Below are 14246 nucleotides of genomic sequence, written 5' to 3'. Positions count from 1 at the left end.
GTCTGAATCGTGCTGGCAGCATACCATGCCGCCCTGACGCGCTGAAGTCTGGCTGTGAGCGCCTGATTTTCCGCACTTTTGCGACAGCGCTGGCATTCTCGCGGGTTGCTACAGGTACTGTTTTCCGTAACACTGATGGGATGTGTAAACGTTTTCCCGGATGCAAGTAACCGCATGGCTACCATTAAGGATGTTGCCCGCATGGCTGGGGTATCGGTCGCGACCGTTTCCCGCGTCATCAATAATTCGCCCAAAGCCAGCGAGAGTTCACGTCTCGCCGTGACCCAGGCAATGGAGCAGTTGCAGTATCACCCGAACGCCAATGCACGCGCGCTGGCGCAGCAATCCACCGAAACCCTCGGTCTGGTGGTGGGTGACGTTTCCGATCCGTTTTTCGGCGCGATGGTGAAAGCGGTCGATGAAGTCGCAGGTGCCACCGGCAACTTCCTGCTGATTGGTAACGGTTACCACATTGAGCAAAAAGAGCGTCAGGCGATTGAGCAGCTGATGCGTCATCGCTGCGATGCGCTGGTGGTGCACGCCAAGAAAATTCCTGATGCCGACCTGGAAGTGCTGATGAAGCAAGTGCCGGGCATGGTGCTGCTCAACCGACTGCTGAAAGGCTTTGAATCGCGCTGCATAGCGCTGGATGACCGTTACGGTGCCTGGCTGGCGACACGCCATCTGATTCAGCAAGGCCATACCCAGATCGCCTTTATCTGCTCAACCCACCCGATTTCAGACTCCGAAGACCGCCTGCAGGGCTATTACGATGCGCTGAAAGAGCACGGTTTGCCGTCCAACGACCGCCTGGTGGCATGGGGCGAGCCGGATGAAGTCGGTGGCGAGCAGGCGATGACCGAGCTGCTGGGGCGCGGTAAGCAGTTCACGGCAGTGGCCTGTTACAACGACTCAATGGCGGCTGGGGCGCTGGCGGTGCTGAGCGATAATGGCATTCGCGTGCCGGAAGAGATGTCGTTGATTGGTTTCGATGATGTGCTGGTCTCACGCTATGTGCGTCCACGACTGACCACGGTGCGTTATCCGATTGTCACCATGGCGCAGCAGGCGGCACAGCTGGCACTGGCGTTAGCCAACGGTACGGAAATGCCGGAAGTGACCAATATGTTTAGCCCGACGCTGGTGAGAAGGCATTCGGTGAGCGGACCGGGTTGATCTCCAGGTGCGCATCAATGCGCACCGGGTCACAAATACTGCGAATAGACCTTCACCCGCACATCCGGGAACTCCAGCGCGTCACACTGATACTGCCAGCCAAAGCGCTCGTAGTAGCCGCCGAACGTTGACCACAGCCACAGCTTTTCATGCCCGCGCTCGCGGGCATAATTCAACACATGCTGCTGCAGCGCTTCACTCAGGCCATTGCCGCGCGCATGTTTATCCACATACAACGCGGCAATCCACGGATAGAGATCCTGACGGCTGATGAGATCACAGCGCCAGAATCCCACCGTGCCCAACGGCACATCGCCATCCAGCGCCACAAAGGTCACCGGATACTCGGCACCGTTCAGGCTGCTGCGCACAATGCTGTCGTAAAACTCGCGCGACGTCCCCTCGCCAAACGCCTGCCACAGCCAGTCGGTGATATGACTGGCGTGATGTGGGACTTCAGTGAGTGGAACAATGTTGATCACATCAGCTCCAGCGCCAGCAGCTCCTGAATGGTCTGCGCACGACGAATTTCACGCGGAGCGCCATTCTCAAACAGCACTTCCGGAATCAACGGACGGCTGTTGTAGTTGGATGACATCGAAGCGCCGTACGCGCCGGTATCGTGGAACACCAGATAATCACCGACCTGAGTGGCAGGCAGTGCACGCGTCTCGACTTTACCGCCTTCCAGCTGGGTGAACACATCGCCCGACTCACACAGCGGACCGGCCACCACGCTCTCAACGGTTGCATCGCTCAGCGCGCGACCATCGACTGGCAGCACAGAAATATGGTGATAGCTGCCGTACATCGATGGACGCATCAGATCGCTAAAGCCCGCATCCACCAGCACGAAGTGACGGCTGCCCATATCTTTAACCGCACGCACTTGCGACACCAGCACGCCAGACTCCGCCACCAGGAAACGACCCGGTTCAATCTCCAGTTTCACCGGATGGCCAAGATGCGCCGCAATGCGGTCACGCGCGCCACTCCACAAACCGAAATAGTGCTGGGTATCAATGGCTTCTTCGCCGAAACGGTAAGGAATCGACAAGCCACCGCCAGCTGAAATCGCTTCCAGATCCTGACCAAATTCGATGACCTGATCGACCATCGCGTCACACACCTGCTGCAGGTGGCCGTAATCGACACCGGAACCGATATGCATATGCAGACCCACCAGTTTCAGGCCGTGCTGCTGAATCGCTGCCAGCGCCAGCGGCAGATCGCTATGCCAGATGCCATGCTTGCTGTTCTCGCCACCGGTGTTGGTTTTTTGACTGTGCCCATGACCAAAACCCGGGTTGATACGCAGCCACACTTTATGGCCCGCAGAGACCGCGCCAAGCTGATGCAGCATATCCACAGAACCGGCGTTGACCGGCACTTTCACTTCCGCGATACGCGCCAGGGTTGGCTGATCAAAAACGTCAGCGGTGAAGACAATATCTTCGCCGCCCGGCTGGAAACCGGCGGCCAGCGCGCGCTCAATTTCACCCAGGGAAACGGAATCGACCTTCACGCCTGCGGCACGCATCAGGCGCAGAATGTGAATATTGGAGCAGGCTTTTTGCGCAAAACGCACCACGTCAAACGCGCTCAGCTGGGCAATGCGCTGCTGGATAATGGCGGCATCGTAAGCCCAGAAGGGCCCCGCATAGCGCTGTGCCAGTGGCAGTAAATTAGCGGCGGTCAGGGCCGTTTCGGTGTTGTTCAGTGGACGTGGCATCTCAATTCTCCTGTGTCTTTGCCACTATTTAGCCACAGCCATTCAATTCAGAAAAATATCTGTTTTAGCGTCAGCTATACAAATATGATATGGACTAGCGGAGGAGCTATGGCAAAAATTAACTGGCGGCATATCGAAATTTTCCACGCGGTGATGACCAGCGGCAACCTGACGCAAGCCGCCGCGTTGCTGCACACCTCACAGCCAACCGTCAGCCGTGAGCTGGCGCGGCTGGAGCAGCAGCTGGGTCTGGAACTGTTTGAGCGAGTGCGTGGACGTTTGCAGCCCACGGTGCAGGGTTTACGGCTGTATGAAGAAGTTCAGCGATCCTGGTACGGCTTAGATCGCATCATGGATGCCGCCGAAGGATTGCGCCAATTCCGTCAGGGCGAGCTGTCGATTGCCTGTTTGCCGGTGTTCTCGCAGTCACTGCTGCCACCACTGCTGCAACCCTTTCTGCAACGCTATCCGCAGGTCAGCCTGAACATCATTCCGCAGGAGTCGCCGCTGCTGGAAGAGTGGCTGTCGGCACAGCGCTACGATCTGGGTCTGACCGAAACCCAGCATGCGCCGGCAGGCACCGAGCGCGTGCCGCTGCTGACCTGCGATGAAGTGTGCGTGCTGCCGCCCAACCATCCGCTGTGCCAGCGTGAGGTGTTAACTCCGCAGGATTTTCAGGGGGAGAATTACGTCAGCTTGTCACGCAGTGATAGCTATCGTCAGCTGCTGGACTCGCTGTTCCATGAGCAACAGGTGGAGCGCCGTTTAGTGCTGGAAACGCACAGTGCGGCATCGGTATGCGCGATGGTGCGCGCGGGGGTGGGGATTTCGATTGTGAATCCGCTGACGGCGCTCGATTACGCCGACAGCGGTGTGGTGATGCGCAGATTCAGTATCGCGGTGCCGTTCACCGTCAGTCTGGTGCGGCCACAGCATCGCCCGGCGTCAGCGCTGGTTGATCATTTCTGCGACCACCTGCAACAGCAGGTGGCCACCTTTACCCAACGCATTGCCGAGCGCCTGGTTTAAGCGCGCACCGTTTCGCCCTGCCCGCCCGATTTGCGGAAGATGATCAGGCAGATAACCAGACCCACTACCGCCAGTGCAGCGGCGGCCACCGGCACTGACGTCAGGCCGTAGCCTTTATCGATCACCGCGCCGCCCACCCAGGCACCGAGCGCATTACCGACGTTGAAAGCGGAAATGTTCAACGTGGAGACCAGGTTAGGTGCGTCTTTACCATGGCGCACCACGTTAATCTGCAAGCCAGGCACGGTAGCAAAGGTCGCCATCGCCCACAGGAACAGCGTGATTTCCGCCAGCCACAGCGCGTGGCTGGTCCAGCTGAACAGCAGCGAGAAGACGGCGATCAGCACAAAGCTGAGGATCAGGCTGAAGGAAACTTTCCAGTCGGCCAGCTTGCCGCCGAGGATGTTACCGACGGTTAAGCCCGCGCCAATCAGGAACAGCGTCCAGCTCACGCCACGATCGGTAATGCCCGTGACCTGCAACAACAGCGGCGCGATATAGCTAAACAGTGCAAACATCGCAGCAGCAAAGAACACTGTCATCAGCAGCGACAGCCACAGTTTGCCATTTGCCAGCGCGCTGACTTCACTCGCCAGATGTACCGGTTTCTCTTCTTTGTTGGTTGGCAGACTGACAATCAAAGCGATAAAAGCGAGGATGCCGATAATCGCCACACCCCAGAAGGTGGCGCGCCAGCCAAACATCTGACCAAACCAGGTGCCGAGCGGCACACCCAGCACGTTGGCGAGGGTTAAGCCGGTGAACATCAGCGCCACTGCCGAGGCCTGACGGCTCGGTGCCACCAGACTCGCCGCCACTACCGCACCAATCCCGAAGAAGGCACCGTGACACAGTGCGGTGACCACGCGCGCCAGCATCAATAAGTTGTAGGTGTACGCCAGCGCGCACAGCACGTTGCCGATGATGAAGATGATCATCAACAGAATCAGGGTTCGTTTACGCGGCAGCTTCGCCGTCAGCAACGCCATAATCGGTGCACCGATGGCTACGCCCAGTGCATAACCACTGATCAGCCATCCTGCTGAAGGAATCGTTACCTGCAGATCGCCCGCCACTTCCGGCAGTAATCCCATAATCACGAACTCCGTGGTGCCGATGGCGAACGCACTCAGCGCCAGCGCCAGTAATGCAACAGGCATAACACACTCTCCTAAAATGTTTTGCAGGCAGGCCGCACAACGAACGCCGTGCGGTTACAACGGACGCTTATAGATATTTGAACTGCGTCACATTCTGATTAAAGCACAGGCTTGGCAGCTCAACCAGCCTCTGCGCTGCAAGGCATCTTTGCTTGCAAAGCAATAATCCCTGCGCGGTAAAGTGACTGCAGCTGACCACTGAGACAGATGGCACTTTTCACGCTACGCTTGATTTAGCTGTGATCGTTGTCACAGCAATTCAGCTTTCGGCGAGAAATCAATCAGTAAAGGATGGGCGCGCATTGCCGATACCTCAACCAGTTACGCGGTGATGCGGTGTCAAACAATGCAGGGGGAACACCTATGCGATGGCTGATCGCACTGACAGTGGGTTGCCTGAGCGGCTGCTCCGTGGGGCACTATGAGTACAGCAAAGAAGCCGCAAAACGCGTCGATATGACCGTAACCGGCATTCCTACCGTGCTGGGCATTGGCGCGCTGGGCACCACCATTCCACTGACGCCTGAATACAGCTTAACGGCCGCGCACGTGGCGAAATACTCGATGTATCGGGTGAAAGCCTGGCATCCCGAGTGCGATATCGCCGTGGTGTACCACAAGAACACCGAACCCAATCTTCCCCCACCGTTCCGCAATAGCCACATCGGCGACAACGTCAATCTCTACGGTTACAGCTTTATCTCTGCCATGCCGGTGGCCTCAAGCGGCAAGAATTTGATCAACACCACACTGGCCAACGACTGGAATAAACCGAGTTGTGTGGTGGTCGCGGCGAATGCCGGTGTAGTGAAAGGCATGTCGGGTGGTGCGGTGTACAACGCCAGCGATGATACGCTGGCGGGGGTAATTGTCGGCTACAGCAGCGCGATTGACGACAATAAAAGCGGTAAGACCTTGTATAAGGATGTGGCGCTGTATGTGCCTTATTCGCGTTTTCAGGTGTGGCTGGATCAGGTCGTGAAATCGTAATTACGCTGGCACCCAGGCCCCTTTCAGCTGCACCTGCGGGAAGCCGGCAGTCAGAATACGCAGTTCGGCATCACGCGGGGTGTTGTCGCCCTGCCCCTGAATGCTGACGATATCCTGTGGGCAGGCGGAGAATGCCACGTAGCAATCCATCTCAGCGCGCAGCACAATGTAGTCGCCGGGCTTAGTCACCACCGGCAGCGTTTTCAACGTGATACCATCCGGCTGCACCTGAATATTCATAAAAATATTCAGAGACGCCAGGTTGCCGTGCGGCAGTTCGACACCTAATTCGCGCATGCCTTCAAACAGGTTATCGTGGCAGTTGCGGTGATACTCGGTGCAGCCCAGCAGCTCATAACGACGCGCATCGCAGGCCGCCATAAAGGAATCATGCACGCCGGGTGAAGTATCGGCCACCAGGGTCAGAATCGGGTGGCGCTGGCTGGTGATAAAGCTGTCACCGACTTTGGGATTAAGACGCTGGTTCCACACGCGCGTCGCTTCCATACACATATATTCAGTGACGTCTTCGGCGTTGTACGCCCAGCAATCCACTACCTGAGTGCCATGCAGATTGATCACCTGCACCGCTTCCCCTTTCTTCAGACGCACCGCTTTGCCGTAGCGCGCGGGAATGGTGATCGCTTCACGATGCTGATATTCAGCGGACATAGTGTTCTCCTGATTAATGCTGCATGCCGCGACAATAGCGCGTCATGCGAGATTCAAGGCCGCGTGCCAGCCAGTCGATCAGACTGTTGAGCAGCCAGTAACAAAGCGCCACCGTGAGATAGATCTCCAGCGGCGCGTAGGTATCTGAAATCGCCTGTTTGGCGGCGTACATAAACTCCTGCACCGAGACAATCGACAGCAGCGCCGAGTCTTTAATCAAACCAATCATCAGACCGACCAGCGGCGACAGCATCTGCGGCAGGGTTTGCGGCAACACCACATCGCGCAGCTGTTCGCTGCGGCTCAAACCCAGCACGCGGCAAGCTTCCCACTGCCCCTTCGGCAATGCCTCTATTGCCGCACGAATAACCTGTGCGATATAGGGCGCGTAATAGAGCGTCAGGGCCAGCACGCCCACCACCGGCGATGACAGCGTGATGTCGTACTCCGGCAGCACAAAATAGAGCAGATAGATCACCACCAGCAGCGGCAGTGCGAGCGTTAAGCCGCTGTAGAGGTTGAGCAAGCGCAACCAGAACGGCGAAGCGCGCATTAGCAGTAATGCCATCAGCCCACCCCACGCCAGCGAACAGAGTGCGGCGACAATGCACAGTTGCAGCGTGGCGATCATACCGTCTCCCAGCGAAGGCAGGGAAGTGAGAATGGCTTGCCAATCCATCAGGCGATCCTCCGTTTAGCTTCCAGACGTCGGGCAGCGGCAATCAGCGGCATGGCGATCAGCAGATATCCAGCCGCCACCAGTAGCAGCACCTGCGTGGCTTCATAAGTGCGCGCAATCACAATCTGTCCGGCGTAAGTCAGTTCGGTCAGCGCCACCACCGAGGCCAGCGGCGTGGTTTTCAGCAGGATGGTGAACTCGTTAACCAGCATCGGCAGGCTGGCACGCATCACCTGCGGATTGATCACATACCACCAGGTTAAGAAACGGCTGAGCCCCAACGTGCGTGCAGCTTCGAGCTGACCGCGCGTCACCAGTGAACGATTGACGCGCAAAATCTCTGCCACGTAAGCACCGCTGTTAAGGCCGATGGCAATCACCGCGGCCAGCATTGGCTGACCGCCCAATCCCAAGCGCGGTAAGGTGAAAAACACCACGAACAGTTGCACGATGGCCGGTGTACCGCGCATCAGGCTAACGTACAGCCGCCCGATGGCACGCCAGATCCAGGCGCGGCGCAGTTGCAGGAAGCAGCCAAGCTGCCCCATCACCACGCTGACCAATGACGCCAGTACCGTGAGTACCAACGTCATCAGCAGGCCGTGTCCGAGTTCCGGCAGCGCGGCCACTACCTGTTGATCCAGCCCCATGCGTTACTCCGCGTTAAAATCGTGCAGGTTTTCCGCCACCGACAGCAACAGCGGTGCCGGTTGATCGTTGCCCTCGATGCCGGTGTTGCAGGCCGAGACGATAAACTGCGTGTCCATCACCACGCGACAGGTGATGCTGTCGCCTGCTTTGGTGAGGTTCGGCTCCGGCAGGATGTCGCCGGCCCGCGTCAGCTTGACGTGCATAAACAGGTTGATTGGGTCCGGCAGCTTCGGCACCACCATGCCCAGGCGCGCCAGCTCGCCGCTCACCGCTTCCAAACAGCCTTCACCCTGATACCCTTTTTCCGTCAGGAAGGCGCGGGTAGAGGCAGGCAGCAGCAAATCGTGACGCTTCACGCTGTCTTTGCCCAGCACCATCATCGGACGGCGGCGGTTGTTCACCAGACGCATACCGGAACCCAGCAGATAGCTGTTGCTGAAAACGCGAGTGTGATGCACCGACAGCCACACCGCAGGATCGGCGAGGCTGAAGCCAAACAGGGAAGCCACCGCGCCGTCGCCCTGCGCCGTGATGCGCAGCAACTGGCCGCGCAGCACCTTAATCGACCCGACGCTGCCCGGTTCCACCGTGACCGGCTGAGCCAGCGTGCGCTCAGCGGTCTCTTCATAACTTTCACGCATTAACAGCATGATTCATCTCCTCTGCGTGAAACGTGTCACTCACCACGATATCAATCGGCGTGACCTGTAAACCGTTGCCGGGAATGATGTCCTGCGGGCAGGACGATACCGAGCAAATCAGGTCGCACAGCGCTTCAAAAGTAATGCTGTCGCCCGCTTTACTGTTGGGATCGGTCACTTCCATCCGGCCATCGGCGGTCACCGGGCCGTTCTGGAACAGGTTGAACGGCTCAGGCAGCGAGAAATACGTCACGCCAAAGGCCTTCATCCCTTCCAGCAGGTTATCGACGCAGTTGCGATGGCCTTCGACGCCGAAATCGACGCTAAAGCGGGTGCGATCGCAGGCCGGCACGTTAGCATCGTGGATGCCGATGCTGTCCGCCAGAATGCGCAGCATCGGACGGTTTTCACTCGACCACAGTGCATCGCCGGGCTTAAAGAACAGCGAGCGTAGATGCTGGCGGGTATGCACCGGCGACAGCTTTTCGTTTAAATTATCGGCGTTAACGGCGACGAAATCCGCCGCCTGCTGCCCTTCACTGTCAATCACGGTAATAAACTGGCCCTTACGCACGCGGAAGGTTTTGCCATGGCCCGCAGGCACCGTCAGGTTGCACTGGCACATAATTACTCCTGAGGAATGAAATCGCTGGCGGGCATGGTAAAGGTGGTGCCGAGATACTGCTGCTGCAGTTTGGTCAGCTCGCCATCTTTCTGCATTGCCAGAATGTGGTCGCTAATGGCTTTATTCAGGCTGCCGTCTTCTTTACGTGTCGCCCAGCCCATCCACTGCGATGGACCGACTTCACCCACCTGCGCCACTTTTCCGGCGTATTTTTTCGCGACCGGGGCCAGCACGGAGATGTCGTCATAAACGAAGTCCGCGCGTTTGGTGATCAGGGTGCTAACCGTCTGATCCAGCGAATCCACGTTGATGATGGTGATCGGTTTTTTACCCTCTTTTTTCAGCTGCTCGTTAAAGCCTTTCAGCAACTGCTCGGGCACGCTGGCGGTTTTTACCGCACCACGCAGGCCAGACAGGCTCTCCGGGCTGAGTGTTTTGCCGCTGAAGGTGCTGGCTTCACTTTCACGCACCAGCACGCCGTTAACGGTTTTGCTATAAGGCACGGTGAACAGCACTTTCTTCGCGCGCTCGGCGGTGACGTTAAGAGAAGAACCTTCGGCGTTGAACGAGCCAGAGATCAGGCCCGGCAAAATGCCGCTGAAGGCGGTTTTCTGAAACTCCAGTTTCACACCGAGATCTTTGGCGAAGGATTGCATGATCGCCACGCTGTAGCCGGTGATCTCGCCTTTGTCGTCGGTGTATTCGTATGGAGGAAAGGTTGGATCGATACCAACGGTAATTTTGCCGCTGCTTTTGATGTCACTCAGGGTATCGGCTTGCGCCTGCGCCATGGTGCCAACGGAGAGAAGTGCGGCGATCAGCAGTGCTGTTTTTTTCATTGTGGTGTTTCCCTGGTGTTGGTGAAATGTCTTTTTCTACTGAGCATATTTTGTGCCAGTTTTTTCACCACCCAGCTAACACCTTTGGGGTAAAGAGGGTATTACTGAATAAAATCAATGAGAAACAATTGTTTCTTTATTTTAAAAGTTAGTTTCTAAAATTTCATTAACGCATAAATGGACTACGAGGATGAGACGATAGCTGCACTTTTTTGGTGCGAATCCTGGCGCACGGCGCGCCAGAACGGGGCATTATTCGAGTTCGTCGAGGGACTGGTGCAACGCTTCAACCTGCGCCAGATAATCATTGCTGGTTTTGCCCATTTGCCGGGCCACCAGTGAGCAGAGCAGATTGCATACGCCGGAGAGCGCGGCGGTGCTGTCGAACATCAGGCTGCTGTCGGTGTGGCAGCGCACCACCCACTGCGCATGACGCGCTGGTTTGCCGGAGAGCACATCGGCGATATACAGCATCGGCACGTTGCGTTCTGCCAGCGCATTCATCGCCGCTTCCAGCGCAGGCATACGGCGACGCAATCCAACGCAGATCACCACATCTTGCTGATTCAGCGCCGCCAGATGCTCCGCCAGCGAATCGCCGGGACGCGGCAGCAAACGCACGTCAGGATGGATATGCACCAGATCGCGGTAAATCAGCTGGGCAATGGTCTGGCTGTGACGCCAGCCCATCACCACCACGCGGCGTGATTGGGCAATGGCGCTCACCGCCTGCTGTAGCTGTTCACTGTCGAGCGTGCGATAGCTGTTGACCAGATTAGCGATCTCTTTTTCCAGGTGCTGCTGCATGATGCTGGCCAGCGGTGATGCGGTTGGTACGGCCTGCAAATAGAGCGGTGAGCCGCTGCTCTGCATCTCACGCGCCTGCCGACGCGCGGCTTCATAGCTTTCGTAACCGAGATGACGGAAAAAACGCGTGGTGGTGGCTTTGGAAACGCCCGCGCTCTGTGCCAGTTCGGTGGCGGTATTCATCGCCAGCTGGCCGGGTGCCGCCAGCAGCACGTCAGCCAGTCGCTGCTCGTGGCTGGAGAGTTGATCCCAGTGCTGTTGAATCCGGCCCTCTAACGTTGCCGCTTTTGCACTCATGGTGATTCCCTAAAATAAAAAAACTATCCTGCACAGAGCGTGCCGGGTTGTCATCAGGAATTTTGCCAGGGGAATAGAAATGAAAAAATGCCGCCGGGTAAAAAGGGGCGCCATAAAAAAGGCCGCCATAATGGCGACCTCTAAGGCTTACGGCAAAGTGCGCGGATTTATGCGCACCGATTTGCCTTACTTGCTGGTTGGACGCAGTGCCGGGAACAGGATCACGTCGCGGATGGTATGGCTGTTGGTGAACAGCATTACCATACGGTCGATACCAATGCCGAGACCTGCTGTTGGTGGCAGGCCGTGCTCCAGTGCAGTGACGTAGTCTTCGTCATAGAACATCGCTTCGTCATCGCCTGCATCCTTCGCGTTAACCTGCTGCAGGAAACGCTCAGCCTGATCTTCTGCATCGTTAAGCTCGGAGAAGCCATTACCGATTTCACGGCCGCCGATGAAGAACTCAAAGCGGTCGGTGATTTCTGGGTTCTCGTCGTTACGACGTGCCAGCGGTGATACTTCAGCTGGATATTCAGTGATGAAGGTTGGCTGAATCAGGTGTGCTTCTGCGGTCTCTTCGAAGATCTCAGTGACGACGCGGCCCAGACCCCAGCTCTTCTCTACTTTGATATGCAGCGATTTGGCAATCGCAACGGCTTTATCAAAGTCTTCCAGATCGTTCAGGTCGGTTTCCGGACGGTATTTCTTGATCGCTTCACGCATAGTGAGCTTCTCAAACGGTTTACCGAAATCGAAGGTGTGGTCACCATAAGGCACTTCAGTGGTGCCCAGCACATCCTGCGCCAGGGTGCGGAACAGGCTTTCGGTCAGCTCGATCAAATCTTTGTAATCCGCATACGCCATATAGAGTTCCATCATGGTGAACTCTGGGTTATGACGTGGCGAAATACCTTCGTTACGGAAGTTACGGTTGATCTCGAATACGCGATCGAAGCCGCCTACCACCAGACGCTTCAGGTACAGCTCTGGTGCAATACGCAGGTACATGTCGATGTCGAGCGCATTGTGATGGGTGATGAACGGACGGGCTGACGCGCCGCCAGGGATCACCTGCATCATTGGGGTTTCCACTTCCATAAAGTCGCGGTTAACCATGAACTGACGGATGCCGGCCATGATTTTAGAGCGCACTTTGAAAGTATTACGTGATTCATCGTTAGAGATCAGATCGAGATAACGCTGACGGTAACGGGTTTCCTGATCGGCCAGGCCGTGGAATTTATCCGGCAGTGGACGCAACGCTTTGGTCAGCAGACGCAGTTCCGTGATGTGGATCGATAACTCGCCGGTTTTGGTCTTGAACAACTTACCGCGTGCGCCAAGGATATCGCCCAGATCCCACTTTTTGAACTGCTCGTTGTAGACGCCTTCTGGCAGATCGTCACGTGATACGTAGATCTGAATCTGGCCGCCAACATCCTGCAGGGTGGCAAAAGAGGCTTTACCCATGATGCGGCGGGTCATCATACGACCGGCCACGCTCACTTCAACGCCGAGCGCTTCCAGTTCTTCGTTCTCTTTTGCGTCATAGCCGGCGTGCAGCACATCAGACGTGGTATCGCGACGGAAATCGTTAGGAAACGCGATGCCCTTTTCACGCAGCGCGCTGAGTTTTTCGCGACGCGCTTTCAGTTCGTTGTTTAACTCAAGGGCGGCATCAGCGCTCTGCGGTTGTTGTTCAGACATGTCGGTTCCTTATAACCCTGCTTTTAAACTTGCTTCAATGAAGCGGTCGATGTCGCCATCCAGCACCGCCTGGGTGTTGCGCGTCTCTACGCCAGTGCGCAGATCTTTGATACGTGAATCGTCGAGTACGTATGAACGAATCTGACTGCCCCAGCCAATGTCGGATTTGTTGTCTTCCGCGGCCTGCTTGTCAGCGTTTTTCTTCTGCATCTCATATTCGTACAGCTTCGCACGCAACTGCTTGAAAGCCTGATCTTTGTTTTTGTGCTGTGAACGGTCGTTCTGGCACTGCACCACAATGTTGGTCGGCAAGTGGGTAATACGCACCGCAGACTCGGTTTTGTTAACGTGCTGACCACCCGCACCCGAGGCGCGGTAAACGTCGATACGCAGATCGGCGGGATTGATGTCGATATCGATGTTGTCATCCACTTCCGGGTAGATAAACACCGAACTGAATGAGGTATGACGACGGCCGCCGGAGTCAAATGGACTCTTACGCACCAGGCGATGGACGCCAGTTTCGGTACGCAGCCAGCCAAACGCGTAGTCACCGATGATTTTAATGGTGGCGGATTTAGTACCGGCCACTTCACCGTCTGACTCTTCAATGATTTCGGTTTTATAACCTTTGGCTTCTGCCCAACGCAGGTACATGCGCAGCAGCATACTGGCCCAGTCTTGCGCTTCAGTACCGCCAGAACCGGCCTGAATATCCATGTAGCAATCGGCACTGTCATACTCGCCAGAGAACATGCGACGGAATTCGAGTTCGCCCAGCTTGGCTTCTAAACCATCCAGCTCGATAACGGCTTCGTTGAAGGTCTCTTCGTCGTCGGCTTCTACAGCCAGATCCAGCAAGCCCTGCACATCTTCCAGGCCCTGACGCATATGATCTAAGGTTTCTACCACCGCTTCCAGCGAAGCGCGTTCTTTACCCAGCGCCTGAGCGCGTTCAGGTTCATTCCAGACGTCAGGCTGTTCCAGCTCGGCGTTTACTTCTTCGAGGCGTTCTTTCTTGGCATCATAGTCAAAGATACCCCCTAAGAACGTCGCTGCGCTCGGTGAGGTCTTGAATACGATTTTTGACCGGATTAATTTCAAACATGGCTTTTCAGTCTTTTTTGACGATTCGGTGAAAGGGGATAAAAAGTAACGCGCTAGTTTACCCGAAACTGCGCGTACTTTGTAGCATTGCAGGTATGCGAGATAGCGCAACAGTGCGCCCAAAGGGATTCGGT

At 56.5% G+C, this 14246-nt stretch carries 15 protein-coding genes; 3 read left to right on the top strand and 12 right to left on the bottom strand.

The annotated features are described in order from the left end of the window. Positions 1-174 precede the first annotated feature (174 nt). The gene (gene galR / locus FD744_RS11895) at positions 175-1176 is read left to right on the top strand and encodes an HTH-type transcriptional regulator GalR (RefSeq protein WP_034823157.1); all 1002 of its coding nucleotides are present in this window, start codon (positions 175-177) and stop codon (positions 1174-1176) included. A 29-nt stretch (positions 1177-1205) separates the two neighbouring features. On the opposite strand, the gene FD744_RS11890 is transcribed toward galR, so the two are convergent. Then, a complete protein-coding gene (locus FD744_RS11890; protein WP_160868309.1) occupies positions 1206-1658 on the bottom strand; it encodes a GNAT family N-acetyltransferase in 453 nt (150 codons plus the stop codon). Beyond that, on the bottom strand, positions 1655-2908 hold the full coding sequence (lysA, locus tag FD744_RS11885) for a diaminopimelate decarboxylase (protein WP_160868308.1): 1254 nt from the start codon (positions 2906-2908) through the stop codon (positions 1655-1657). The genes FD744_RS11890 and lysA overlap by 4 nt, the downstream gene beginning before the upstream one ends. A gap of 108 nt (positions 2909-3016) precedes the next feature. Between lysA and FD744_RS11880 the strand changes: the two genes are divergently transcribed. Then, the gene (locus FD744_RS11880; protein ID WP_160868307.1) at positions 3017-3937 is read left to right on the top strand and encodes a LysR family transcriptional regulator; all 921 of its coding nucleotides are present in this window, start codon (positions 3017-3019) and stop codon (positions 3935-3937) included. On the opposite strand, the gene FD744_RS11875 is transcribed toward FD744_RS11880, so the two are convergent. Continuing rightward, the gene (locus tag FD744_RS11875; protein ID WP_160868306.1) at positions 3934-5097 is read right to left on the bottom strand and encodes an MFS transporter; all 1164 of its coding nucleotides are present in this window, start codon (positions 5095-5097) and stop codon (positions 3934-3936) included. The two genes, FD744_RS11880 and FD744_RS11875, sit on opposite strands and share 4 nt — an antisense overlap. 363 nt (positions 5098-5460) lie before the next feature. Between FD744_RS11875 and FD744_RS11870 the strand changes: the two genes are divergently transcribed. After that, a complete protein-coding gene (locus FD744_RS11870) occupies positions 5461-6087 on the top strand; it encodes a trypsin-like peptidase domain-containing protein (protein ID WP_160868305.1) in 627 nt (208 codons plus the stop codon). On the opposite strand, the gene FD744_RS11865 is transcribed toward FD744_RS11870, so the two are convergent. The 9 genes from FD744_RS11865 to prfB all read right to left on the bottom strand — a co-directional run bounded on the left by FD744_RS11865 (position 6088) and on the right by prfB (position 14113). After that, the gene (locus tag FD744_RS11865; protein WP_160868304.1) at positions 6088-6759 is read right to left on the bottom strand and encodes a DUF1989 domain-containing protein; all 672 of its coding nucleotides are present in this window, start codon (positions 6757-6759) and stop codon (positions 6088-6090) included. Between the two features lie 13 nt (positions 6760-6772). After that, positions 6773-7438 (bottom strand): amino acid ABC transporter permease, encoded by a 666-nt coding sequence (locus FD744_RS11860; protein ID WP_160868303.1) that lies wholly within the window; start codon positions 7436-7438, stop codon positions 6773-6775. Beyond that, on the bottom strand, positions 7438-8088 hold the full coding sequence (locus FD744_RS11855) for an amino acid ABC transporter permease (protein ID WP_034823169.1): 651 nt from the start codon (positions 8086-8088) through the stop codon (positions 7438-7440). The genes FD744_RS11860 and FD744_RS11855 overlap by 1 nt, the downstream gene beginning before the upstream one ends. A gap of 3 nt (positions 8089-8091) precedes the next feature. Continuing rightward, positions 8092-8739 carry an urea carboxylase-associated family protein gene (locus FD744_RS11850; protein ID WP_160868302.1) on the bottom strand — a complete coding sequence of 216 codons (648 nt, stop codon included), beginning with the start codon at positions 8737-8739 and terminating at the stop codon, positions 8092-8094. Next, on the bottom strand, positions 8723-9355 hold the full coding sequence (locus FD744_RS11845; RefSeq protein WP_160868301.1) for a DUF1989 domain-containing protein: 633 nt from the start codon (positions 9353-9355) through the stop codon (positions 8723-8725). The genes FD744_RS11850 and FD744_RS11845 overlap by 17 nt, the downstream gene beginning before the upstream one ends. 2 nt (positions 9356-9357) lie before the next feature. Then, positions 9358-10194 (bottom strand): transporter substrate-binding domain-containing protein, encoded by an 837-nt coding sequence (locus FD744_RS11840; protein WP_160868300.1) that lies wholly within the window; start codon positions 10192-10194, stop codon positions 9358-9360. Between the two features lie 252 nt (positions 10195-10446). Further along, a complete protein-coding gene (locus FD744_RS11835; RefSeq protein ID WP_097118017.1) occupies positions 10447-11298 on the bottom strand; it encodes a MurR/RpiR family transcriptional regulator in 852 nt (283 codons plus the stop codon). A 186-nt stretch (positions 11299-11484) separates the two neighbouring features. After that, positions 11485-13005: a lysine--tRNA ligase gene (lysS, locus tag FD744_RS11830; protein ID WP_160868299.1), complete on the bottom strand. Its 1521-nt coding sequence runs from the start codon at positions 13003-13005 to the stop codon at positions 11485-11487. A 9-nt stretch (positions 13006-13014) separates the two neighbouring features. Continuing rightward, positions 13015-14113, bottom strand: a protein-coding gene (gene prfB / locus FD744_RS11825; protein ID WP_097118019.1) for a peptide chain release factor 2 whose coding sequence is annotated in 2 segments (ribosomal slippage) — positions 13015-14037 and positions 14039-14113 — 1098 coding nt in all. Because the reading frame shifts where the segments join, the coding sequence is not laid out codon by codon here. Between the last annotated feature and the right edge of the window lie 133 nt (positions 14114-14246).

The sequence above is a fragment of the Pantoea sp. Taur genome, from assembly GCF_009830025.1.
GTDB classification, from domain to species: Bacteria; Pseudomonadota; Gammaproteobacteria; order Enterobacterales; family Enterobacteriaceae; genus Pantoea; species Pantoea communis.
The sequence above is the reverse complement of the archived record's forward strand: the minus strand, read 5'-3'. Positions and strand labels throughout refer to the sequence as shown.